The sequence below is a fragment of the Lysinibacillus macroides genome (genome assembly GCF_001281525.1).
GTDB classification, from domain to species: Bacteria; Bacillota; Bacilli; order Bacillales_A; family Planococcaceae; genus Lysinibacillus; species Lysinibacillus macroides.
Genome location: NZ_LGCI01000006.1, coordinates 281,199 through 306,192 on the forward strand (window position 1 = coordinate 281,199; position 24,994 = coordinate 306,192).

Here is a 24,994-nt window from a genome sequence, read left to right on the forward strand (position 1 = left end):
AATTCATCTTTCATGGATACGACTTATTTTGTGTAACTTCATTTACATCTAAAACGGGAACAACTATAATCGTACAAGTACATAGTTTGATGAAGGGAAGAACTCATATGTCTAAAAAAGAGGAAAATGGCTTATTATTTATTTGGGTTGTTTCAGTTGTAGCGACACTTGGTTCACTATATTTTTCTGAAATTCGTCATTATGAGCCTTGTAAACTGTGTTGGATTCAACGTATTTTTATGTACCCTATTGTTATGATAATAACGGTGGCATTTATCCAAAAAAATGCACGTATTGCTGTTACAACAGCCGTTTTTTCTGTGATTGGCGGTTGTATCTCGCTTTACCATTACGGCATTCAAAAGCTTAGTTTTTTAGCTGAAAATGCTCCTTCCTGTGGTGCTATAGCTTGTACTGGCCAATATATTAACTGGTTAGGCTTTATAACTATTCCATTTTTAGCATTAACTGCGTTTTTGTTAATTGCAGGGGCTAGCTTCTATTTAATAAAAGCTACAAAATAATTAAGAGACCGTGTTCTACCAATGGAATGCGGTCTTTTCTACGGAGGAAGATGAATGTTTCTTTATGAAATCAATGAAAATCATGTAACGATTGAAGAGCTGTTACGTAATCATTGGCGCCTTGGTAAAAAGCTTGTCCATGAGTTACGAATGGCTAAAGCGATCACACTGGCTAATGATGAGCTTATTCCATGGAATACGCCCTTACAGGCAGGTACAATCATCAAGGTGGCGTTCTCTATGCCAACCTCTAGCTACAAGCCAACACCTGTTTGTGCCATTGATGTGGTTTATGAGGACGACCATTGTTTAATCGTATCCAAACCTAAAGGTATGTCAACGCACCCTAACGATGCGCGTGATACCCATACTTGTATGAACCACGTTATGGCACATATGAAGGAACAAGGCGGCATTTATGCAGAGCATGTGCATCGACTCGATAAAGGAACACAGGGCTTATTACTCGTAGCAAAGCATCCCTTAGCAAAATCCATTTTTGACCGGATGATTGAGGAAAAATCCATTATTCGTATGTACGCAGCAGAGGTGCAAGGTAATTTACGAACGTCTTCTGGAACGATTGCAGAACCAATTGGCAAAGACCGACACCATGCCACAAGACGTGTTGTGTCCAAAACTGGACAGCATGCTGTAACACACTATGAAGTGGTGGCGCGTTACAAAAATTCCTGTGTCGTTCATCTCATACTTGAGACTGGACGTACACATCAGATTCGTGTGCATTTAGCCTATATCGGCCATCCAATTATTGGGGATACAATGTATGGTGCACGAGAAACAGCAAGTGATGACTATGAACTGCATGCCATACAATTAGAATTTGACCATCCTTTTTTAAATAAACGTATTATCGTCAAGGACGAGCAATAAGAAAAATCCCGCCTCTATTGGAGTGCGGGATTTACTCTTTTTAAAAATCAAATTTAAAATGATCAGGATCTTGCCCAAATCGTTGGTTACGATTTAATGTTGCCATTTTCTCCATTTGATCTTGGGTTAATTCAAAATCAAAAATCTGTGCGTTTTCCTCAATTCGGCCCGGTGTTACGGATTTGGGAATAACGAGTGTATCATTTTGTAAATGCCAACGCAGTACTACCTGAGCAGGGGTTTTATCGATTTCTTTCCCAATTTCAATAATGGTAGGATCAGCAAGTATACCACCACGTCCTAGTGGAGACCATGCAGTAACAGCAATTTGGTGTTCACTACAAAATGCGCTTAATGGGTGTTGCTGTAAATAAGGGTGTAATTCCACTTGATTTACCATTGGCACAGTATTTGCCTTTGCCAATATTTTTTCTAAATGATGCTCATGATGATTCGATACACCTGTTGCACGAATTAACTTTTCATCGTAAAGTCGTTCAATCGCTCGATATGTTTCTTCAAATGTTTCTGGGACAGCCCAATGGGTTAAATATAAATCGAGGTAATCCATATTTAACTTTTTGAGTGATACCTCGAAAGCACGTAATGTTGCATCGTAGCCCTGATCCTTATTCCAGACTTTTGTAGTCACAAAAATATCCTCACGTGGAATGCCCGAATAACGAATCGCTTCTCCTACCTCTGCTTCATTGCCATACAAAGATGCTGTATCAATAGCGCGATAACCAAACTTTAATGCTGTATCAATCGCCTGCAATGTTTCCTCACGCTCTGTCATTTTATATACACCTAATCCAAATCGAGGCATTTCTACACTATTTACTAATGTTTTAGTCGATTGTAAATGCAAAAATCACAACCCCTTTCTTTTCCTAGTACCATTATACAAAAAATTGGATTTAAGAAAAATAAAGAAGTTTTTTACTTATCTTTTTCCATTTCAGCATCATCCAATTGAATAGGGTCGGCAATTCGCTCATCCTCAGCAAGCTCTAAGCCATCTCGTAAATGCTCCATTTGCTTGCCTAAATCTTTCAATTCCTTCATATCTCTTGCCATCGTTCCATTTTCAATATTTGTTACCTTTTTCTCCATAATGATCACCTCACTGCTAGTTTTCCCGTTAACTACAGGTTTGAACCATTTCCGCCATATTTTATTTAGCTATGTCATTTCATTTTTATAGTAGATAGGCTATACTAAAAAGAGATTTCTTTATAACATGAGGAGGGTACTTCCATGAAATTAATATTAATTATTGGTGTAACAGTTGCTTTCTTATCAGCTATCTTCACTGCTGGCTACGAAGGCGACTACAAAGCTGACAAATAAGAGCTCAAGAAACTCACTAAGCCTATCACAAGGCTTAGTGAGTTTCTTATTTTTTATGGAGCAATAACACTCCTTGACTTTCTTTTCTTTTTCTATTAACATTACTTACATAAAGTAAGTAAATAAAAAAAGATAACTTAAGTCTGGAGGCATACTCTATGCATTTTCATCAAAAACCTAACACATATGTCACAAATGTTGAAATAAAGGTAAGTGATCTCCAACGCTCCTTACAATACTACCAAGAAGTAATTGGCTTTCAAATTTTGCAGCAAGAAGCCTATAAAGCAACTTTAACAGTGGATGGACAAACAGCATTATTAACAATTGTTCAGCCTGAAACCGTGGAAGAAAAAGTAGGACAAACAACGGGCCTCTATCACTTTGCCCTACTACTACCGAGTCGCCGTGATTTAGCTAATATTATTAATCATTTTCATCAAAAAAGTGTATACTTTGGAGCCTCTGACCACCATGTAAGCGAAGCCCTTTACTTAAATGATCCAGATGGTAATGGTATTGAAGTGTATGCAGATCGTCCTGAGCAAGAATGGCTATGGCATTTCAATCAAGTGCATATGGTAACGGAGCCGCTTCATATTCGTTCTATCTTAGCAGAAGGTGATGGTCACTGGCATGGACTACCTGCTAATACAGTAATGGGGCATATTCATTTATCTGTCTCTAACTTAGCAGATGCAGAACAATTTTATATAAAGGGATTAGGGTTTGACATTGTCACACGTTATGGCACTCAGGCATTATTTATTTCTACAGGTCGCTATCATCATCACATTGGCTTAAATACATGGCAATCCGCAAATGCACCGAAGCTTGGTGAGCATCAAGTCGGTTTAAAAGCATTTTCATTGCGTTTAAATGATGAAGAACAGGCCACAACGATGAAAGCAAATCTTCGTGCCATCGGTGCACCTGTAGTAGAAGTAGACGGAGGTTTTCAGACAGAAGACCCTGCTGGTAATGTGGTGTTATTGAAGTTTTACTGAATAGGCATCCCCCTATAAATAGTCTCACTATAGGGGGCACTTTTCTATTTTTTCAGATCAATAATAATTGGATCAAGTTTTATGTCTGCATGACCTTTTCCATTCCAAAGGCTTGCCATCTCCACAGGCTGAATAATTAGTTGACTCGCCCCTTCCTGAATAGCATCAAATGTAGTGGAACCATTCAATGTTTTTTGGCTATTAACACTTGTACTAGGACCGCTTAGACCATTTACATACATATGCCCAAGATCATCTGTTATATAAAATAGCGGTGTGACCCCATCCCATTTTTCAAGTAATTCATCCGATACTAGCTGTTCGTATGAAATAATGGTTGATATATCCGTAAATTCAATGGATTGAAGTGTGAAGCTAATATCTTTATGCTGTACAGTTTGATTAATAAGTTGTTTATTACCAGTTAAACGATTTAATGAGAAAGCGAACGACCAGTCTCCTTTTACTTTCAAATCCTCTGTAGTACTATAAAAAACTTTAGGTTTCCAAGTAACATTCACTGTTTCCGGATACTGCTCATCCTTAAAAAATGGTGTAACTCTTGCTAAACCAACGTAACTTGTCTCACTAATTTTCGTTATTTGCATGCTGCCACCAGCTCCAATTTCACCAGCCACAGAAAACCAATGAGGTGCAGATATAGAGACATCCTGACCAAAATCATGCTCAGTCTCAAAGGCAAAGGAGACAATCACATTCGTCCCATCATATATGGCATCATCAATCATCACTGTAACACCATTACTTGTTTCGGTAAGACCAACATTCGTCGAGAAAATGTCAAAATCTTTATATGAACGGTCACCATCTTGGAAATAATCAATAACATTATCCATAAACGGAATTTGTGAAGCAACAGATGGGAATGCAAAGCCTGTGAATGTAGTAGCACCGACCATAATAATGGCAACAGCTGCTAATCGGCGCCAAATAGGTGCTTGACGACGCTTTTTCAACACATGCTGTTTCACACGCTGCTTTTCGACCTCAGATACTTCTACTAATTCTAGCTCATCAATATCTAAATTCATCCATTCCTTCATGCTCATACAAATTGCCCCTTTACCTTCATATTTGTCGCTAATACTTTCTTTCCGCGATATAAACGATTATCAACAGCTGCTTTCGTCAGCCCTAACGCATCTGCAATCTCATTGTTTTGGAGCTGCATATAATATTTCATCATAAAAATATCGCGATCTATATCTGCTAGCTGACTGATGGCTAATAATAATTCGTTTTTTTGCTCCCGCTGTAAAATGGAGGTGTCTGTCTGTAAGGAACTTGCCTGTTGCTGAAGGGGCTCATCAGATTGCTCATATGACAATTGTTTTTCCGTTTGCCGATATCGGTCAATCGCTTTATATTTTGTAATGACACCAATCCATTTTTTAAAATCTTGTGCGTCCCCTTGAAACTGATGTGCATTTTGCCAAACGATTAAAAATACATCATTGATACATTCCTCAATATCTGGCCGTTTCATATTATGCAAAATTTTTGTAGCAATGGTTTTAACAAGTGGCATATATGCATCAATGATATATTCGAGTGCATCTTCTTTTTGTTTTTGTAATCTGACAATAAAATTGGTCGGTGAACTTTTCATGTACTTCGCCCCTTAACTTATTGAAAAAGCTTTCTTATCAAGTACAACGAATACTTCTATCATTTATTCTCAAAAAAAAGACCCAAGCGACGATAAAAGTTTTTATTGTCGCTTGAGCATGGATTTATTTAGCTAGAGAATCAATGTAACCCTGGATAACCTTGTTGGCGCAATGCCTCATAAATAACAATTGCCGCAGTATTGGATAGATTCAATGAACGCACATGCTCGCTTTGTGGAATACGCAGGCACATATCTCGGCGCTCATAGGCAAACTCCTTGGGCAAGCCTGTTGTTTCCTTTCCAAACATAAAGTAAATATCCCGTTCTCGATTGCTAAAATCATGTGTGGTAAATGGTTCCTCACTATATGTTTCAATTAAATAAACATCACCATTTTTCGAGAATTCGATAAAGTCCTCTAGTGAGTCATGGTAGACAACATTAACACTATGCCAATAATCTAACCCTGCACGTTTCAGCATTTTATCGTCTGTGGAAAAGCCAAGGGGACGAATTAAATGCAATGATGTATTTGTACCAGCACAGGTGCGAGCAATATTGCCTGTATTTGCGGGGATTTCTGGTTGATATAAAACGATATGCAATGGCATAACGGTACACTTCCTTATTAAAAATTTCTTTGAATGGCAGTTCATTTTAGTTGGTACTTCGAGCGGTTTTATTCCTAATTTGAGCGGTTCTCACGCTTTTATGAGCAGTTCTACCCTTGATTTGAGCGGTTTCCCCACTTTTATGAGCGATTCTACCCCTGATTTGAGCGGCTTCGCTCCAACATTAATAAAAAAACTGTAAACCTTTTTGTATTTCTGCAAGCACCTCTTCATCCTGCTCCATCACTTCTGCTTCATGCAAGGCAGCTTGTGCTTGTTCTCCACCTATTTTGCCTAAAGCCCATGCTGCTGTACCGCGAATTACCGGTCGTTCATCTTTTTGAAGCAGCACAATTAAATCTGGCACAGCAGCCTCCTCTTTAAAATGGGCAAGTGCTAAAATCGCATTGCGTTGAATAGGCTTTTTCCCCCGCCACGAGCCTGAAATATGACCAAACCTTGACTTAAATTCTCGATTAGAGATTGTTAAAAGTGGCGTTAGCAATGGTTTCGCAAGCTCAGGATCTGGCTGAAATTCCTCGTGAATCCAGTTAATCTTGCCTTTATTTTTAGGACATACCGTCTGACACGTATCACAGCCATATAGACGGTTACCAATATGACTCCGAAACTCATCTGGAAGCATTCCCTTCGTCTGCGTTAAAAAGGCAATACAGCGCTGGGCATTTAGCTGTCCTCCCTCGATTAATGCCCCTGTCGGACATACATCTAGGCATAAACGACAGTCCCCACATTCATCCTCCATCGGCTGATCGGGCGCAAAAGGAATATTTGTAATAAGCTCACCTAAGTAAACATAGGAGCCAAACTCAGGAGTAATAACCGAGCAGTTTTTGCCGCTCCAGCCTATTCCCGCCCGTTCTGCTACTGCTCTATCCACAAGAGCTCCTGTATCTACCATTGATTGAATGCGTATACCTTCAACACGTTCCTCAAGCCATGCAGATAATAGCGCCAAGCGTTCACGTAATGCTGTATGATAATCGACACCCCAAGAAGCTCGGCAAAATATCCCTCGCCTTGCACCCTTTTTACCTACAGGCGCATTTTGCATACGTGAGGGATAAGCAACAGCTATCGCCACAATGCTCTGTGCTTCCTCTAATAATTGAAGGGGTTCGGTCCGTTTTTCAATATCACTTTCCTCAAAGCCTGATTGATAGCCAAGCTCCTGCTGACGACGCAATCGGTTTTTTAATTCTGTAAAGGGAGCTGCTGTCGTAAAACCTATTTTATCAACGCCAATGGATATCGCATATGCCACAAAATCACGTTGTAGGTCATGTATGTTCATTTTGCTTCCAACTCCTTACATGGTACAATAATAAAAATAGATAAAGTAGGTGATGTTTTTTTGAAAATTTCAATAAATCAATCTCTCTTAACAAAACATCCTGAACTAAAAATCGGCATTATCCATTATACCAAAATTGTTGTGGCAGAATCGCCTCAAATGATTAAAGGTCGTATGCAATTGTATCAGGAAAATCTTTTTATAGAAATGCAGGACCAACCTGTGACACAGCGTGAAGGGATTGCAGAATGGCGACAGCTATGGAAAAAATTTGGCGCTGACCCAAATCGTTATCGCCACTCAGCAGAAAGCTTAATGCGCCGGGTTAGTAAACAAAACTACTTAACACCCTTTCATTCAGGGGTTGATTTAAATAATTTCTTTTCGCTACAATACGAGATTCCTATTGGTCTATACGATATAGCCCAACTAAAAGGGAATGTAGAAATTGCTTTAGGTGATGAGGAGGTTGGCTATGAAGGCTTAAATAGCCGCTTTAATTCCTTAAAAAATATTCTCTACAGCCATGATGAAATCGGTGCATTTGGCTCACCTTTTGTTGATTCTAAACGTACAGCCGTTTCAGAGGACACAACGGAGGCATTACATATTTTTTATCTACGACCATCATTGTCAGTTGAAGCAGCACATGAGCTTCTTGCAGCAGCAGGTAAAATGTTTCATCAAATTCATGGCGGTGATTATCAAATCGCTCTCCTATCAAATGATGCACCATCTACAACACTTGAGAAGGATGTGTTTTCATGATTAATCTTGCAGAGGCTGTAAAACTAAAAAGTATTTTAGGCAAAAAAATTCAAGAGCTTGTTGAGGAATTACACCGCAGTGCTTTTGTCACGGTAGAAAAAGGACAAGCACCTAAAACAAGTAATCGTGCACTAGTCATTATTGAAGCGGAGTTAGCACAAGTTCGCCGTGATGCCCGTACATTGGATCGTTTAGTCTATGAAGCAAATATTCAAAACTGTGTAGATTTTAAAGGAGAGCAGCTAGCATTAGTAGAAGCTATTGAGCTAGCAACACAGCTACGTGCTGAGGCAGAGCTCTGCAAAGGCTTTAGCATGCGCGAAAAGGAAAGCGTGCGACTTGGCTATGGTGAAAATACGGTGCTTTATGACATCGCAATGTACGAGCCTGATGTCTATCGGGAGCGTGCAATTCAGCTTGAAAAAGATGCGCATAAGCTATCCAATCTGATCAACGCTAAAAATTATAGTATACAACTTAACTTTGATGATTCTCGTTATTTCTAATCTCGGGGCGGTGAGACTCCAAACCGAGTTGGATGTGCTGTTTTCAACCTTAGCTATGGAAAACCAATAACAAGTGACCTGTTACTGTATGACCACTGACTACTCACCAACCATAGGCAATGGCCATACTCAAAAAACTTGGAAAATTATTTGAAAACGCCATCCAAAGGCTCTCGGCACTGAATACTATTTTTGAGACAGTATGAAAACACCTTATTATACAGCCAGTTGACGGTATTGAACCGGCGACTGGTTGTTTAATTTCGTTTTAATCCGAATATTGTTATAATAGTAAATGTATTCTTCGACAATATTTATGACACACGCATTTGTTGTGCGATAAATATCATCGAGGTAGAACGTTTCAGACTTTAGCGAGGAGTGAAACGTTTCAATTGGGGAATTATCAGCGGGCGTGCCTTTACGAGACATGCTCATGGTCATTCCTTTTTCTTTGACTGCCTTCTGATATGCATAAGATGTGTAAACAGAACCCTGGTCGCTATGCAGGATACAGCCTTCTGGTAGATCGGGTAATTGATTTAGCGTATCTAAGACAAAGTCGGTATCTTGTGTAAAACCAATTGTAAACGCAATAACCTCGCCATTAAATAGGTCTAAGATACTTGAAAGGTACATCATAGATTGTCCAAAAGGCAAGTAAGTAATATCTGTTACGAGCCTTTCTAGCGGTTTTAATGCCGTAAAATCACGTGCTAATAAGTTAGGAACAATGTGAGCTGGTTGTCCCGTACGTTTACGTTTCTTTACCTTTACACGACATTGCCAGCCGTATTTTTGCATCACACGTTGCACCGTTTTCTCACTAATGTCAGTAAGTAATTCTGTGATTTTTCGATAGCCGTATCTGAATTTGTGTAACTTGCACAAGTCGCCAATTTGTTGGTCTCGAAGATCCTTTTGAGTGAATTTATTTTCATTGACCTTCCAGCGATAATACGACGAACGAGCTACACCTAAATGACGGCAGATTTCACCAATCGGCATCCTTTCTTTTAACTCCTCTACTAGCTCTACTACAACTTTTGGGACCACTTCCTCTCCAACTCTGCGTACTTTTTTAACACTTCAATTTGTTGCTTTAAATAACGATTCTCTGCTTGTAACTTAGCGGTTTCACTTTCATATTCAGGCCCTTTGCCAAATGTATATTGTTTTCCTACTGGCTGTTCAAGACGATGTAATTCGCCGTTCTTGTACCATTTCATCCATGTTTTTAACTGAGAATGGTTACGAATATTTAGCTCCTCTAGTACTTGTTTTACAGGAATGCCTGCTAATCTCATTTCAATTGCTTTCATTTTCACTTCCACTGGGTAACTCACTCTTGTCCCCATAGAAAAACACCTCCACATTGATTTGATAAGGTACAATACCCGTTTTTCAACGAAAGGTGTTTTTATTTGTCTCATTTTTTTAGGTCAGTGCCCTCTTACATCTTGCATGTAGGAGAGCTTTTTATTTTATGTCTAATTTGCCCTAATAACGGACAATATAGAACTATCTATTAAGAAAGAGGGGTCATATTATGACAAAGCACAATGATTCAACACATGAGCAAGATACAACCTTGACAAACAGACAAGGGCATCCCATAACAAACAATCAAAATCTACGAACAGTAGGTAATCGCGGCCCTGCAACGCTTGAAAATTATGATTTCCTAGAAAAAATGAGTCACTTTGACCGTGAAAGAATTCCAGAGCGAGTCGTGCATGCTCGTGGTGCTGGCGCACATGGTTATTTTGAAACCTATGGTACTGTTGGTGATGAGCCAATTTCTAAATATACACGTGCAAAGGTCTTTCAGGATAGGGGAAAGCAAACACCTGTCTTTGTGCGCTTTTCTACCGTTATTCATGGCGGTCATTCCCCTGAAACATTGCGGGACCCTCGAGGCTTTGCTGTAAAGTTTTATACAGAGGATGGCAACTGGGATTTAGTCGGAAATAATTTAAAAATCTTCTTTATTCGTGATGCCCTCAAATTTCCAGATATGATTCATGCCTTTAAGCCTGACCCTATTACAAATATCCAAAATGTTGAACGTTTTTTTGATTTTTGTGCCAGCTCACCAGAAACCTTTCATATGGTAACATTCGTTTACTCGCCTTGGGGCATTCCAGCGAATTACCGAATGATGCAGGGCTCTGGCGTTAATACGTACAAGTGGGTGAATAATGAAGGAAAAGCTGTTCTGGTGAAATATCATTGGGAGCCGCTTCAAGGTATTAAAAACTTAACACAAAAGGAAGCGGAAGAAATTCAGCAGAAGAATTTCAATCATGCTACACAGGATTTATATGATGCCATTGAACGTGGAGAATTTCCTGAATGGGAGCTACATGTTCAAATTATGGAGGATGGCCCGCATCCTGAGCTTGATTTCGATCCATTGGATGACACAAAGCTTTGGCCAAATGACCAATTTCCATGGTATCCTGTGGGCAAAATGGTGTTGAATAAAAACCCTGAAGATTATTTTGCTGAAGTAGAGCAGGCAACTTTCGGCACTGGGGTACTTGTCGATGGCTTAGATTTTTCAGATGATAAAATGCTACAAGGCCGTACATTTTCTTATTCGGATACACAGCGTCATCGCGTAGGCGCTAACTACTTACAACTGCCGATTAATGCACCGAAAAAGCGTGTCGCAACAAATCAAAGCGGTGGTCAAATGATGTATAAACGTGATCTAGCACCTGGGCAAAATCCGCATATTAATTATGAGCCTTCGATGTTAAATGGCTTAAAGGAAGCAACACAAGCTGGGAAAGAATATACACCCTACGTTGAAGGAAACCTTGTGCGTGAATCCATTGATCGTCAAAGCAATACAAAGCAAGCCGGTGAAACCTACCGCAACTTTGAACAATGGGAGCGCGATGAGCTGCTTGAAAATTTAATCCGTGATTTAGCAGTCTGTCATATGGATATTCAAAATGCCATGATTGCTCTGGCAGAGGAAGCCGATGAGGAATATGGTCGTTTATTGAAGGAAGGTTTGCATAACGCTCGCAAAGATGCTAGTGCTTCAAAGCCTCTTGGCAATACTGATGGTAATCAAGCACCCCAAGACGCTGTTAATAAAGGACATGATGCTGAGCCTTATTAAGGAATAATGAATGCTATCCGCTAATTGAAGGAGTTACCCTTCGATTAGCGGATTTTTAGAGATTTTATACCAATTAATTTGAGCGTTCTATCCACGGCTTTGATTTCTGTCTGTCAATTGCGAAGTTCTATCTGCCACCTTCAGGTTTCTATCCACTAATTTGAGAACTCTATCCACAGCTTTATTTCTGCCCAGCTCTATCCATCAATTCAGCTATAACCCCATTAATACACCCCAGGTAAAATCTTTAATACTTTCTCCTGTGTATCTAAAATGGCATCTGCTCCTAATGGGATGGCGATATTCGTGTACTCATGCCCAAATTTAAAACCTGCCATAACTGGAATGCCTAGCTCGGCAAAATAGTCTTTCATTACAGCATGTAGCTCCTCTTCATCAGAGCCTGTCTCTATAAAGGAGCCGAGCACAACGCCTGCTAACTGTTCTAGTTTCCTTGCTTGTTTTAATTGCTGAAGCATTGCATCGATTTTAGCAATTGCTTCCCCTCTCTCCTCCAGCAATAAGATTTTGCCATCCGTGCACACCTCAAATTTAGTCCCTACTGTGTTAACAAGACGATGAAGATTCCCACCAATTAGTTCTCCACGTGCAACACCCTCTGCAATTGTTGTTAACGGAGAAATCGCTTCTGTATACTGAATTTCCATTGGCGAAAATAGCTGGAAAAACATTTTCTTTGATAAATTATCTATCTTACTAGTTGCCATTAGCATAGGTCCATGAAATGTTACGAGATTGGCGTATTCATTGATCGCGCAATGTAAATATGTTACATCTGAAAAGCCCCAGAAAATTTTAGGATTTTCCTCTAATAGCGCATAATCAATTTTTTCAGCTATTCGCGCAGAGCCATAGCCTCCCTTTATACAAAAGATCGCCTTCACTTGCTGATTTTTCACCATCTCATGGAAATCTGCTAACCTGATGTCGTCATCACCTGCTAAATAATGATGTTGTGCATAAATCGTATCACCAACAATATAGTGAAGGCCTAATTCCTCTAAAAACGATAATGCCTCTCCTAATTTTTCAGGCTCTACACGGCTTGACAATGCAACAACCCCTACTAAATCGCCCTTTTGTAAATGTGGTACAGTAGTTTTCATATAAACTCCTCCTGCTGTTTTCCTTATTTTAGCATATTAATGGAATGCAGACATTGATTAATGCTAAGCTTAGTGCCTATAATTGACCATATTATTCTCATAATAAAGGAGTTATTGTTCAATGAAAATCCCACCGTATGTGCTATTATTGCTGGCAACGCTATTATGGGGTGGTAATTTTGTGATTGGGCGGGCTGTTAGTGATGATATTCCTCCATTAACGTTGGCTTTTCTACGCTGGTGTGTTGCGTTTATGGTATTCTTACCAATTGCTTATCGCTCTTTAAAACGTGAGTGGCCTCTACTCAAGGAACATTGGTTAATTGTGCTGATTTTATCTTTAACTGGTGTTGCAGCATTTAACACACTTGTTTATATTGGCCTACACTATACAACATCCATTAATGCATCATTGATGAATTCATCCACACCCATTATCATTTATATACTTTCCTTTATTTTTCTAAAGGAGAGGCTATCAAAATTTCAGCTAATTGGGACGATTTTATCGCTTAGTGGTGTTGTCTTTATTATTACGGGTGGCTCATTTGCAAGCTTGGTAGGCTTTACGTTTAACAAAGGGGATGTAATTGTTACCATTGCAGTCTGTTGTTGGAGTGTGTATTCATTGTTAATTAAACAGTATGCAAAGCGTTTACCAGGTCAATCTACTTTCCTTGTAACAATCGTGCTTGGTCTGGTACTACTATTTCCTTTTTATTTATATGAAACATTAGAGGGTACAGCTACCATTCATTGGGGATGGTCAACCATTGCAGCAATTTTATATGTTGGTGTATTTGCTTCCATCGTTGCCTTTCTATGCTGGAATAATGGGGTTATACAGCTTGGTGCAAACAAGGCAAGCATTTATTTAAACTTTATCCCTGTTTTTGCCACTATTTTTGCAATTCTCTTTCTTCATGAAAAACTCCATGCATTTCAAATTATTGGGGGGCTTGCCGTTGTAGCAGGCGTTATTTTAGCTGGAAAAACAAATAAACAAAGGCTTCCATCATAAGAAGTCTTTGTTTATGAGCGTTCCTTTTTACTTTTTCTTGTATAATTGAGCTTTTCAGCTACAAATCTATTATGCATAATTTTAGCGTAATATCAAAATAACTAGGCTATATCCGTTACTTGTTGAATATTTAGTTAAAAATATTTCCACTCCGATAATCGTCAATAATCAGGGTCGTTTCCTTTGTCAATTTTATATGCTGCAATGCTGTGACAAAGCCGTTTAATCGCGCCTCTGCACGTACAAAATTTAGTAAAGAGGAAGGTGTCTTTAAACGTTCATATTCATTGTGCATTTCCCTTGCTTCTTTTTTGTAAGCCTCATAGGTATTGATTAATTTCATCCCATCATCCTTTCACGACTCTAATGATTATATCTTCTAGTTTTGTTCCTTACATTCCTCTTCTCTAAAACAGTTATTTAGCTATTAATTGTATTATGTAAAAAAATACAACCCGCACCAAATTTAGTGCGAGTTGATGTTGATGCTAATGACCAAATTGCGCCTGATGAAGTCGACTGTACACGCCTTCAGTAACAAGTAACTCATGATGTGTCCCTTGCTCCACAATGCCTTGTTCTGTTACCACAACGATTCGATCTGCATCTTTAATGGTTGCTAATCGATGGGCAATGATGAGTGTTGTACGCCCTTCAGCCAATTCTGCAAGTGAATGCTGAATCGCTTGCTCTGTTTCTGTATCTAATGCGGAAGTTGCTTCATCCAGTATCAGAATAGGTGGATTTTTCAAGAACATGCGAGCGATAGCCAGCCGTTGCTTCTGACCTCCTGATAGCTTCACACCCCGTTCACCGATAACTGTATCCATGCCGAGCTCCTGCTCACGAATAAACGAGTCAAGCCGAGCTCTACGGGCAGCCTCCCATAACTCTTCTTCGCTTGCTATTAGTTTACCATAGCTAATATTCTCTCGAATTGTGCCAGCGAACAAAAACACATCCTGCTGGACAATCCCAATCTGTCGGCGCAACGATTCCTGTGTTACCTGCCGAATATCTACACCATCAATACGAATTGCGCCTTCCTCTACCTCATAGAAACGCGGCAATAAGCTACATATTGTGGTTTTACCTGCTCCAGAAGGTCCTACAAAAGCAATGGTCTCTCCTTTACGAATGCGCAGGCTAATCTTGCTTAGTATTTGCTTTTCTCCTTCATAGCTAAAAGATACGTGATCATAATGAATATCTCGTTGAAGGGGTGCTAGCTCAGTTGCATCAGGAGCATCTGCCACATCTGGCTCTGTATCTAATAGCTCAACATAGCGCTTAAAGCCAGCAAAGCCTTGCGGGTAACTTTCTACAATAGCATTAATTTTTTCAATAGGTCGGAAAAATACATTTGTTAATAGTAAAAAAGCGACAAATTCCCCATACGTTAAATCTTGATGGATCACAAACCATGTACCACATACCATGACAAACAGGCTGACAAATCGCATCATCATATAACTGATCGAGCCGTTACTGGCAATCAGCTTGTAAGAGCGTAGCTTTGTAAGACGGAAACGATTATTGTTCACGTCAAATTGTGCTTCCTCATGTGCCTCATTAGAAAATGCTTTCACCACACGAATGCCACCTACATTGTCTTCAATTCTCGCATTGAAGTCACCAATGTCTCGAAATAGTTGATGAATAGCCTTCGTCATTTTACCGTTAAAATAAACGACAACCCAAATGATGATTGGTACAACAACAAATGTCAGTACCGCTAACTTCCAATTAATCATCATCATCAAGCCAAATGAACCAGCCAATGTCATGACCGCAATAAATAAATCCTCTGGTCCATGATGTGCCATCTCACCAATCATGTTCATATCGTTTGTCAGACGGCCAATCAAATGCCCTGTTTTCGTATTATCAAAAAAGCGAAATGACAGCTTTTGAATATGTCCAAACAATTTGCGACGCATATCGGTTTCAATATGGATACCAAGCATATGCCCCCAATAATTAACAATATACAAAAGCACTGTGTTGAGGGCATATAATGCCAATAAACCAAGTGACGCCCAAATAATTAAGTCCCATTTGCCATCAGGTAGCAAATCATCAATAAATAGATTCACGACTAACGGGAAAGCCAATTCCAATAAACCTGCTAAAATAGCGCAACCAAAATCAACTAAAAATAATCCCTTATAAGGCTGATAATAACTAAAAAAACGTCGAATCATATTATCCTCCTATCATAGCATTGGTATGCCTATCATTAGATAAGGTCCATTGCTGTGCACGATTACGTTCTTCACAAAATTGGCGATACAGTCCAGGTACACGAAGTAATTGCTCATGTGTTCCTTGCTGAATGATTTGCCCTTCATTGATCATCACAATTTGATCTGCATGCTGAATGGTGCTCAGTCGATGTGCTACGACTACTAATGTTTTGTTGACGGTTAATGCACGAAGCGCTGCTTGAATCTCCCATTCGTTTTCCGGATCAATACTTGATGTAGCCTCATCCAACAGTACAATTGGGGCATCTTTTAAGATGGCTCGTGCAATCGAAATTCGTTGCTTTTCACCTCCTGATAAAGAAGAACCTCCTTCGTCAATCCGTGTATTGTATCCATTTGGCAACGCGACAATAAATTCATGGCAGCGGGCAGCTTTTGCCGCAGCAATAACTTCCTCCTCTGTTGCCTCTGGACGTCCAAAACGAATATTATTCAGCACGCTATCTTTAAACAAATAAACATCCTGAAATACAATCGATAGATGGCTCATTAATGTGTCCATCCGCATATCACGCACATCCACACCACCAATACGAATGTGCCCAGCTTGTACATCCCAAAATCTTGCAATAAGATTAAGTAGCGTTGTTTTTCCACCACCAGATGGCCCTACAAATGCTGTCATACTATGTGCTGGAATAGATAAAGTAAGATCATTAATGATGGCACACTCCCCTTGTTTGCGCCCTTCATAAGAAAAGGAAACTTTGTGTAGTTCGATTCCTACGCCTACTGGCTTCTGCTCTTGTGCTATCTCTGGCTCTGGTAGCACAGGTACATCAAGCACCTCGGACACTCGACTGGCTGCCGCCAAATAAAGTCGTCGGGATAATGTATAATTCAATAAAGGAATGGGCTCAAAAAAACCAAGCATCAAAATCATAAAGAGTAAGAAGGTCATTCCTGATAGTGAACCGATTGAATACAACACACTACCCGCTAGTAAAACAGCCGCAAAGCCAACTTCAAATAAGGAGCTATACCAAAACTGATACGGTGTCATTCGATTTTGAACGGTCATATTGGCATCACGATAAGCAGCCATCGCTTTTTCATAGCGTTCAAGCCTTGTATGATTAGAAGCAAATGAACGAATAACAGGTATGCCCTGAATATACTCAAGAATTTGATTGTTGGCTGCACTCTTTGCTTCGTTTTGCTGCTTCATTGTTTCATCGAACATCCTGTTAATAAAACGTGTCATAATTAAATACGCAGGTATACCTAACAATGCAAATAAAGAAAGTCGCCAATCAAGCCAAAGCATAGCGCCAAACAGCAGGGCAGGGGCTACTATACCGCGTATCAGTGTCCCTATCGAGTCAAATATAGACAAACCTCCAAAACCAGAAGCATCCGTTGTCAACCTTGTTTGAATTGTGCCTGCATCTTTTGTAAGAAAGAAGCCCATTGGCAAACGCCGCAAATGCTGTCCAAGATAAATACGTAAACGTCGTCCTACTGCGTTATCATAGCGTTCAAAGCCGCGGAAAGAAGCGATGGTTAAAAACACTTGACCAATTAAACAAAATAATAATATTGCAGCGTATCCCCATGCCTGAGTCATATCCATAACAGTCAACGCTTGGATAATCGCCATGACGGACCATGTTGTTAAGCTAATAAGTGGTGCTGCTAATAAAGGAAACAGACAAGCACGTAGCAACTGTTTACGATCAGGTCCTGCTAATTGCAGAAGCTTGCGCCAATACCCATTAGGTTCACTCAGCGTTGTATAGGGATGATTTGGAGTAGGGGGCAAGGTAGAATGGGTAGACGAGCCAGTGTGCACAGCAACATCCTGTGTATGGTCGATTGCGAATACTTCGGCTTTGTTCTCATTCACGATTCCTTGCTCTGTCGCTAAAAATTTGTTCCACATCTGTGCATAACGTGTTTGCTGCTGTAGCAACTCATCATGTGTGCCAGTTGCCTCAATTTCTCCATCATGTATAATGACAATTTGGTCTGCGTCAGCAATTGTCCCTAGTCGATGTGCCACAACAATCATTGTTTTCGGTTTGCCGCTTTTTGGATGCATCAAGGCTGTCAGTGCCTCTTGAATACGTGCCTCATTCTCTGCATCAACATAGGCAGTTGCTTCATCCAAAAGTAGAATGGGTGCATCTTTGAGAATAGCTCTAGCAATACTAATACGCTGGCGCTGTCCGCCGCTCAAACGGCTTCCATGCTCACCTGCTTGTGTTTGATAGCCCTCTGGTAATTCCATAATAAATGCATGACAGCTTGCCTTTTTCGCTGCCTCCATCACTTCTTCATCACTAGCATTTGGTTTGCCGATGCGGATATTTTCCATGATGGTATCGTTAAAAAGAAAGACATCTTGAAACACACAGGAAACATTTCGCGCCAGCTCCAGAGAAGCAATTTGTCGTACATCTACATTCCCAATCGATACAGCGCCATTCTCTACATCCCAAAAACGCGATACCAGCCGAACAATGGTAGATTTGCCTGAGCCTGAAGTACCAACTAATGCTGTCACCTTGCCTTCTGGTGCAACAAAAGAAAGATCTTTCAATACAGAACGTTTTTCATCATAGGAGAATGAAACTTTGTGAAAGCGAATTTCACTACCCTTTGTCTGTAAAGGTTCAGTTGGTTCAGGTAGAGATTTTTCCTGCAAAAAGGCTGTAATACTGTCCATACTACGTTTGACAATATCTATCGCATGACTGCCACTATGAATCACATCAAAAATCGTCTTACCAAAACTGAGAGTCATAAGCACAAAGAATACAAATGTTGGAATGCCAAGTGTTCCCGTGCTATACAGCCAAATACCCGTTGGAATAACAAACAGTAGACCGCCTCGAGACAAGCCAACCACTAGCCCTTTATAGCGAAATATACGAAGGTTGAGTGTTAATATCTTTTGTGAGCTATCCTCTATAACTGTGCGAAACGAATCATAGCTTGCATCGGCGCGAGCAAATGCCTTAATGACTTTCATGCCATATACATATTGCAACACCGCTTCCATCACACGCATCTGCTGCTTTTGCAATTCTGGACCAATGATGCCCAGCTTACGTAGAACCCATTTGAAACTACAATACACAACAGGTACATAAAGCAACGCAGCTAGTCCCATACGCCAATCAATTAAAAACATTGTTACAACTGTCAAAAAAGGAACAGCCGTAGAAGCCGTCATTTCTGGAATAAAATGCGCAATACCTTCTTCTAATTGTTCGACCTTCTCATTCATCATATCTTTTATTTCTGATGTTGAATGTGTTTGAAAATAACCGAGCGGTAAAGTCGCTAGCTTCTTCGCTAGCAAAATTCGGATGTCGTAAAGTACAGGAAACGCTACTAAATGGGCAATTCTGGTTGACCAAGCAAATAACCAACCTTTCCCCAATATAGCCAATAATGCTACAGTTCCAAGCGCTATATAGGGCTGGTGCTCTAGCCAGCCTTCCCCACTACCTAAGACCTTTTCAGCAATCACATAAACAACAAGATACGGTACAAGCCCAAGTGCTGTCGATAATACAGCTAACATGGCGGCAAATACAATGGACATACGCCTCTTTTTTCCCATCCAATCGAGAAGACGTCTAATAGGCGATAACTCTTCATTTTTTATATCTATATTCATCAAATCATTGCCTCCTTTATAGCAGAAGACACAATCCATAATTGAATCGTGCCTTCTACATTCTTTAGCTATTACTCTACTATTGCAATGCGGAGAGAATTGTTTCTACTCCATATCGTGTTGCCAGTGCACCGCCTGTTAAGCCTGATAAGTCAATTGCATGTACTTGATTTTTTTGGCTAGCTATTAATCCTTGCCATACCGAACTTTCCTTAAGCTCATCAAACAATACTGGATCCTCACCACTGGATACAAATAAATGATCGGGATTAATATCCGGTAGCGACTCTAATTGAATTGTGCCCGTTTCCTTTGGCCAATTTGGCGGCACTTGCAAACCTAAACCTTTTGTTGAATCGTAATACATAGCCAATTGATTTTGATCAAATAAGTACATATCCTTATTCACAAGACGCATAAATCCAATTGTTCCTATATTCGTATCTTTCAATTGCTCTTTGCCATTGTCCACGATGGACATTGTTTCACTAATAAACGATTCTGCTGCCTCTGTTTCGTTAAGCGCCTTGCCAACTTCTCGCAACGATTCTACCCAGTTACTAAATAAAGCATCACCATCAAAGACAATTACAGGAGCAATTTTTTCCAATTGATCCAAAACTTCTTCATTATAATGGGTAGCCAAAATTAAATCGGGCTGCATTGCCAATAACTTTTCAAGATTCGAGTTCATATCGCCAAGGTCCTCAATCGTATATTTGTCAAAGTAGTCTTTCATAGAAGCCCATTCTGACATCATTGCTACTGTATCAGCCGCAATAGGTGGGCGCTCTAACGCCAATAAATTTTCTGTAACCATCCATGTAACAGAGGCAATACGCTCTGGTTTTTCCGTCAAGGTAATTTCCTTGCCCCTTGAATCTACATATGTATGTGGCCAGGTTATCTCTGTCACTGCATCCTCTTGTTTAGATGATTTGCTTTGTTCATCCAATTGCTCTTTTTCCTGATTACTGTTACAAGCTGTCAACAGCAATAGGCAGCCTAATATCATTAGAAAAGTTCTTCGAAAATTGCTATAAACGATCTCCATCCTGGAATTCTCCTATCTACTATTTTATAAATGATAATGATTATCATTATTATATAGTTTAGACGGTCATCAAGAAGGATGCTATATCATAATTCCCGAAATCTTTCTGGATAATTTCCAGACAGTAAGTAATTTACAACATTTGTCTTAACTCACGTCTCTTCTTAGGGGAGATGCCCATATGCGTTTTGAATATTCTACTAAAATAATTAGGATCTTTGTAACCAACAGCCTCTGCAATTTCTTGAATTGTCGCACTCGTTGTATAAAGCAGTTCCTCTGCACGCTTCATCCGATAGCGAATCATATAATCTATTGGCGCAATGCCCATGTATTTATGAAATAAATAAGAAAAATATTTACCGCTCATGCCATAGCGTGCCGCAAGCTGCTCAAGTGTTAATCGTTCATCATAATGTTTCTGGATATATTGCGCTGCATCTATGACAACAGGAGAACTTTCTTTGTTTTGCCCATGACGCTCTTCTCGAAGAACAGTAGAAACAAGGTGATAAAACAAGCTTTTTTGTTCTAATTGGCTCACCATATCAGGTAGAGCTGCAGTCAACTGCAATTTTTCCTGAAGCTGTAATAACTCAGATGTTAATTCAACTTGAAAGGTTGAAACTTCAGTTAGCAATGAACTATTAGCCTCGTTTCGAGATACAGGTAAATAATGTACTAGAAAATATTCAGCAGCCTCTTCACCTGTACGTATTTCCATCCGTTTATTAACACCCCCAAAAAATCCTTCACCAGCACTTAATTGATAATGCTCCACTTCATCGAACATAAACTCTGCCTGTCCATATAAGATGATTAGCAGCGCACACTTTGTTGTCGGATAGTCAACATGTCCGCGAAAAATGCCGTTTGCTGGAATCGGATTTTTATACACACCCAATATATTGACTGGTATGTGTACAAATGCCTGAGCTAGCTGTTCATATAAAGCCATTATTATCACAACCTTTAATCACTTGGTTTTAAAATGAATGTTTGGACTTGTGTAGAGATCATTATGTGAAGGACTCAATGCCTCCAGATCTCGCCCTCTCTTATAGATAATGATTCTCACTCTCAATGAATAGTATAGATTGTATCCCATCAAAATGAAATGCCCTATTTCTCAAAAAAGGGCTTGATGAATGTTCAAATGCTTATAATGTTCTTTGTGTGACAGTAACAGGCTATAAGACTCCCACTTCAAAACATGAACCGTGAATGAAACAAAATTGAAGCTACAACTAGTTAGACACTACTCGATCTACAGAGAAAACAAACTGAAAATTAAAAAATCCCTGTAAAAATTCACAGGGATTGTCTTATTAGATTTATTTTTCAGTACATAAAGAAGAGCTATCCTAAAGCCTCTTATTATTTTGTTCCACCATAAATAACCGTAACATGTGGATGTGTTAATAATTGGCTTGCTGGAAAATCTTCTGTAATATTACCACTTTTCAATTTTTCAATAGCATCCAACTTTTTTTCACCAAAAGCAATAAGGACAATTTCTTTAGCCTTCATAATAGATTGAATCCCCATTGTAATGGCGTGTGTTGGTACTTCAGATGGGTCATCAAAGTAAATCGCATTTTCTGTTCTTGTGGATTCTGTTAATGCAACAATATTGGTCATCGAATCAAACGGAGTGCCTGGTTCATTAAAAGCAATATGTCCGTTTACACCGATTCCAAGAAGCTGTAAATCAATACCACCTGCTGCTTCAATACTGGCATCATAAGCCACACACTCAGCAGCTAAATCTTCTGCCTTCCCATTTGGCAAATGTATATTTTGGGGTTGAATATCTATAAAATTAAATAAGTTATCGTGCATAAATGTCCAATAGCTCGCTGGACTTGTTTGATCAAGCCCTACATATTCATCCAGATTAAAAGTTTGTATATCTTTAAAAGTTAAGTGCCCTGCCTGGTATTGCGCTATTAATTCCTTATACATGCCCACAGGTGAGCCACCCGTAGCTAATCCTAAAATACTATTTGGCTTATTCTGTATTTGCTTGAAAAAAATTTCCGCAGCAACTTTGCTCATTTCCTCATATGTATTGACTTCAATCCATGTCATGTTATTTGTCATATATACCTTCCTTATAATTATTGTTTTAACTATTTCACTTTATAGTAGTTAATAAATTAATTCTACAAGTTATTTAACTATTTATCTATTATTTACTGCCAAATATTATGCGTGTATTCTTAAGCTATTTCGGTTATGTTATTAATAGGGAGGTGAGACGGTTTAATGAATACACAAATTCAACAATATTTACAGCATATTCGATTTCAAGGGACTTTAAAGCCGTCTATACAGCTACTTGGGCAGTTACAAACTCGCCATTTATTAACCATTCCTTATGAAAATTTAGATGTCGCCTTAAAACATAGTATCTCCTTCGCTATTCCTGATTTATTTCACAAAATGATTATTGAACAACGAGGCGGCAATTGTTTTGAGTTGAATATTTTATTTAGCTGGCTTTTACGAGAACTGGGCTTTTCGGTGACCAATCGCTATGCACAATTTTGGCGAAATGTAACAGAGAATACACCTCCTGAGGAAATCCCAATGCATCAATTATTAGTAGTAAATGATGCTGGGCAATCTTATATTACTGATGTAGGTGTTGGTGCTTTAGCGCCATGTAAGCCTGTGCCATTAATTGCTGGCTATCAGCATCGTGAAGGCAGAGAACTTTATAAAATAGAGTACGATGAGGCAAATGGTTGGATGCTTTTTGAGCAAATGAAGCATCATTGGCGTTTGCTGTACAGCTTCCATGATGATGCGAATGACGCAAAATTCGCACCCCGACTGTCCAAGCAAAAAAATAAAATTGCGATGATTCGAACACCCTATGGCCGTCATACAATGTTCAACAACGAATTTAGAATCTATGAAGGACACTCCCTTACAACCTATACTACACAAACCGATGAAGAGTGGCTTCGCGCACTTCAACGTTTTTTTCATATCTCTTTACATCAATAAAAAGGAGGGCTCCAATAATTTTGAAGCTCTCTAAAATATTACTTTAGTGTGCGGTCAAGCAGCTCATAAACGACCTTGTCATTATGTAGCATCTTTACTAAACCGACATTATCTACATAATAGCAAGTAGTCACAGCATCCGTGAAAATTGATGTTATTTCAAAAACGATTGCACCTGTATATTGCACTTCACCAGCTTGCACTGTATCATTGGTCGATTTAACCGTTATACGTGAACCCATAGTAACTTTCGGTTCATCCTCATGTTCAATAACACCTATTCGAAGTGGTGTTTGAATGTATAAATCATAATGTGAAGCATAATCATCATCAGTAACCAAAGCTTCCCCATATACGTCAATACCATTATATAAAAGCTCATAATAAACCCGTTTTCCCGTATTTGCATCAGTAACTGTCCAAACATCATTTTTGCCATCAAAATGATCGTATTTATAATTTAACGTATAACGTTTATGATCACCTAGCGAATAGTAATTATATGTGTAAATAAAGCGACGATCCTTTACTAGGTTTGGCTTCGTTAGCGTCATCGCTCGCGCTAAAAAGGCTGAAAAGTGCGCACGTGTTAAAGGTTGATTTGGCTTAAACGACCTATCACTATAGCCCTTCACGATATGATTATGAGCAACTGCTAAAATCGCCTGATAGCCTGGCGTCTGCTTCGTCACGTCTGTAAAATAATAATGCGGATCATTCCCCTTTAACTGAAAGGCTCTTTGCAATACAATCGCCATTTCTCCTCTCGAAAGTGTTGCATTCGGTTTGAAATTTGAGGCAACTTTAAAAATTCCAGCATTTTGTACTGCTGCAATTTCTTTATAATATTTATGAGTAGTTGGTACATCTTGATATTGTGGATTTTCTACCCCCACTGTATTTAACCCTAACGCACGTGTTAGCATAATCGCCACCTGTGCCCTTGTGACATAGTCATTTGGCTTAAATATATTATTGGGATAGCCCGCTATAATACCTTGCTCCACCAAATAATCAATTTCTGTCGCCAATGTTTCATCTGTTAAATCTCGAAAACTCGCTGCATGTGCTTCCTTTGGTAGAAAAATGACCAGTAGTACAAGCAAACAAGCCACCTTCAAAATATTCCTCATAT

General features: G+C 39.3%; 23 protein-coding genes. 8 read left to right on the forward strand and 15 right to left on the reverse strand.

Going from position 1 to position 24,994, the window contains the following annotated elements:
- The first annotated feature begins 107 nt into the window (after positions 1-107).
- Both ADM90_RS11645 and ADM90_RS11650 read left to right on the forward strand, forming a co-directional pair.
- Positions 108-524 carry a disulfide formation protein C gene (locus ADM90_RS11645; RefSeq protein WP_053995184.1) on the forward strand — a complete coding sequence of 139 codons (417 nt, stop codon included), beginning with the start codon at positions 108-110 and terminating at the stop codon, positions 522-524.
- Between the two features lie 54 nt (positions 525-578).
- Positions 579-1,418 (forward strand): RluA family pseudouridine synthase, encoded by an 840-nt coding sequence (locus tag ADM90_RS11650; RefSeq protein ID WP_053995185.1) that lies wholly within the window; start codon positions 579-581, stop codon positions 1,416-1,418.
- A gap of 40 nt (positions 1,419-1,458) precedes the next feature.
- Here ADM90_RS11650 and ADM90_RS11655 read toward each other — a convergent pair whose 3' ends face one another.
- Positions 1,459-2,289, reverse strand: a complete 831-nt coding sequence (locus tag ADM90_RS11655) for an aldo/keto reductase (protein WP_053995186.1) — start codon at positions 2,287-2,289, stop codon at positions 1,459-1,461.
- Positions 2,290-2,360: 71 nt separating this feature from the next.
- On the reverse strand, positions 2,361-2,534 hold the full coding sequence (locus ADM90_RS24700; protein WP_162838603.1) for a hypothetical protein: 174 nt from the start codon (positions 2,532-2,534) through the stop codon (positions 2,361-2,363).
- Between the two features lie 395 nt (positions 2,535-2,929).
- On the opposite strand from ADM90_RS24700, the gene ADM90_RS11660 reads away from it, so the two are divergent.
- On the forward strand, positions 2,930-3,778 hold the full coding sequence (locus ADM90_RS11660; RefSeq protein ID WP_053995187.1) for a VOC family protein: 849 nt from the start codon (positions 2,930-2,932) through the stop codon (positions 3,776-3,778).
- Between the two features lie 44 nt (positions 3,779-3,822).
- Here the strand turns inward: ADM90_RS11660 and ADM90_RS11665 are convergent, their stop codons facing one another.
- The 4 genes from ADM90_RS11665 to queG all read right to left on the reverse strand — a co-directional run bounded on the left by ADM90_RS11665 (position 3,823) and on the right by queG (position 7,337).
- The gene (locus tag ADM90_RS11665) at positions 3,823-4,848 is read right to left on the reverse strand and encodes a DUF4179 domain-containing protein (RefSeq protein ID WP_053995188.1); all 1,026 of its coding nucleotides are present in this window, start codon (positions 4,846-4,848) and stop codon (positions 3,823-3,825) included.
- Positions 4,845-5,408, reverse strand: a complete 564-nt coding sequence (locus ADM90_RS11670) for a sigma-70 family RNA polymerase sigma factor (protein ID WP_053995189.1) — start codon at positions 5,406-5,408, stop codon at positions 4,845-4,847. The genes ADM90_RS11665 and ADM90_RS11670 overlap by 4 nt, the downstream gene beginning before the upstream one ends.
- Positions 5,409-5,548: 140 nt before the next feature.
- Positions 5,549-6,022, reverse strand: coding sequence for a tRNA (uridine(34)/cytosine(34)/5-carboxymethylaminomethyluridine(34)-2'-O)-methyltransferase TrmL (gene trmL / locus ADM90_RS11675; RefSeq protein ID WP_053995190.1), 474 nt, complete (start codon positions 6,020-6,022; stop codon positions 5,549-5,551).
- A 184-nt stretch (positions 6,023-6,206) separates the two neighbouring features.
- Positions 6,207-7,337 carry a tRNA epoxyqueuosine(34) reductase QueG gene (gene queG / locus ADM90_RS11680; RefSeq protein WP_053995191.1) on the reverse strand — a complete coding sequence of 377 codons (1,131 nt, stop codon included), beginning with the start codon at positions 7,335-7,337 and terminating at the stop codon, positions 6,207-6,209.
- A gap of 60 nt (positions 7,338-7,397) precedes the next feature.
- On the opposite strand from queG, the gene ADM90_RS11685 reads away from it, so the two are divergent.
- Both ADM90_RS11685 and ADM90_RS11690 read left to right on the forward strand, forming a co-directional pair.
- Complete coding sequence (locus ADM90_RS11685) at positions 7,398-8,105, forward strand: B3/B4 domain-containing protein (RefSeq protein WP_053995192.1); 708 nt, start codon at positions 7,398-7,400, stop codon at positions 8,103-8,105.
- Positions 8,102-8,611, forward strand: coding sequence for a hypothetical protein (locus ADM90_RS11690; RefSeq protein WP_053995193.1), 510 nt, complete (start codon positions 8,102-8,104; stop codon positions 8,609-8,611). The genes ADM90_RS11685 and ADM90_RS11690 overlap by 4 nt, the downstream gene beginning before the upstream one ends.
- 216 nt (positions 8,612-8,827) lie before the next feature.
- Here ADM90_RS11690 and ADM90_RS11695 read toward each other — a convergent pair.
- A protein-coding gene (locus tag ADM90_RS11695) for an IS3 family transposase (protein WP_152927953.1) occupies positions 8,828-9,969 on the reverse strand; the annotation gives its coding sequence in 2 pieces (ribosomal slippage) (positions 8,828-9,696 and positions 9,696-9,969; 1,143 coding nt in all).
- A 191-nt stretch (positions 9,970-10,160) separates the two neighbouring features.
- Here ADM90_RS11695 and ADM90_RS11705 point away from each other — a divergent pair.
- Positions 10,161-11,747, forward strand: coding sequence for a catalase (locus ADM90_RS11705; RefSeq protein ID WP_053995194.1), 1,587 nt, complete (start codon positions 10,161-10,163; stop codon positions 11,745-11,747).
- Between the two features lie 224 nt (positions 11,748-11,971).
- Here ADM90_RS11705 and ADM90_RS11710 read toward each other — a convergent pair whose 3' ends face one another.
- Positions 11,972-12,874, reverse strand: a complete 903-nt coding sequence (locus ADM90_RS11710; RefSeq protein WP_053995195.1) for a S66 peptidase family protein — start codon at positions 12,872-12,874, stop codon at positions 11,972-11,974.
- A gap of 121 nt (positions 12,875-12,995) precedes the next feature.
- On the opposite strand from ADM90_RS11710, the gene ADM90_RS11715 reads away from it, so the two are divergent.
- Positions 12,996-13,895 carry a DMT family transporter gene (locus tag ADM90_RS11715; RefSeq protein WP_053995196.1) on the forward strand — a complete coding sequence of 300 codons (900 nt, stop codon included), beginning with the start codon at positions 12,996-12,998 and terminating at the stop codon, positions 13,893-13,895.
- A gap of 130 nt (positions 13,896-14,025) precedes the next feature.
- On the opposite strand, the gene ADM90_RS11720 is transcribed toward ADM90_RS11715, so the two are convergent.
- The 6 genes from ADM90_RS11720 to nagB all read right to left on the reverse strand — a co-directional run bounded on the left by ADM90_RS11720 (position 14,026) and on the right by nagB (position 22,935).
- The gene (locus ADM90_RS11720; protein WP_053995197.1) at positions 14,026-14,238 is read right to left on the reverse strand and encodes a hypothetical protein; all 213 of its coding nucleotides are present in this window, start codon (positions 14,236-14,238) and stop codon (positions 14,026-14,028) included.
- A gap of 145 nt (positions 14,239-14,383) precedes the next feature.
- The gene (locus ADM90_RS11725) at positions 14,384-16,099 is read right to left on the reverse strand and encodes an ABC transporter ATP-binding protein (RefSeq protein WP_053995198.1); all 1,716 of its coding nucleotides are present in this window, start codon (positions 16,097-16,099) and stop codon (positions 14,384-14,386) included.
- A 1-nt stretch (position 16,100) separates the two neighbouring features.
- A complete protein-coding gene (locus tag ADM90_RS11730) occupies positions 16,101-19,790 on the reverse strand; it encodes an ABC transporter ATP-binding protein (protein ID WP_053995199.1) in 3,690 nt (1,229 codons plus the stop codon).
- A gap of 79 nt (positions 19,791-19,869) precedes the next feature.
- A complete protein-coding gene (locus ADM90_RS11735) occupies positions 19,870-20,844 on the reverse strand; it encodes an iron-siderophore ABC transporter substrate-binding protein (protein ID WP_053995200.1) in 975 nt (324 codons plus the stop codon).
- Between the two features lie 133 nt (positions 20,845-20,977).
- Positions 20,978-21,802 (reverse strand): helix-turn-helix domain-containing protein, encoded by an 825-nt coding sequence (locus ADM90_RS11740; protein ID WP_053995201.1) that lies wholly within the window; start codon positions 21,800-21,802, stop codon positions 20,978-20,980.
- Positions 21,803-22,221: 419 nt separating this feature from the next.
- On the reverse strand, positions 22,222-22,935 hold the full coding sequence (nagB, locus tag ADM90_RS11745; protein ID WP_053995232.1) for a glucosamine-6-phosphate deaminase: 714 nt from the start codon (positions 22,933-22,935) through the stop codon (positions 22,222-22,224).
- A 177-nt stretch (positions 22,936-23,112) separates the two neighbouring features.
- Between nagB and ADM90_RS11750 the strand changes: the two genes are divergently transcribed.
- The gene (locus tag ADM90_RS11750; protein WP_053995202.1) at positions 23,113-23,859 is read left to right on the forward strand and encodes an arylamine N-acetyltransferase family protein; all 747 of its coding nucleotides are present in this window, start codon (positions 23,113-23,115) and stop codon (positions 23,857-23,859) included.
- Between the two features lie 38 nt (positions 23,860-23,897).
- Here the strand turns inward: ADM90_RS11750 and ADM90_RS11755 are convergent, their stop codons facing one another.
- Entirely contained in the window at positions 23,898-24,992 is a 1,095-nt protein-coding gene (locus tag ADM90_RS11755; RefSeq protein WP_053995203.1) for an S-layer homology domain-containing protein, read from the reverse strand.
- Positions 24,993-24,994: the final 2 nt, after the last annotated feature.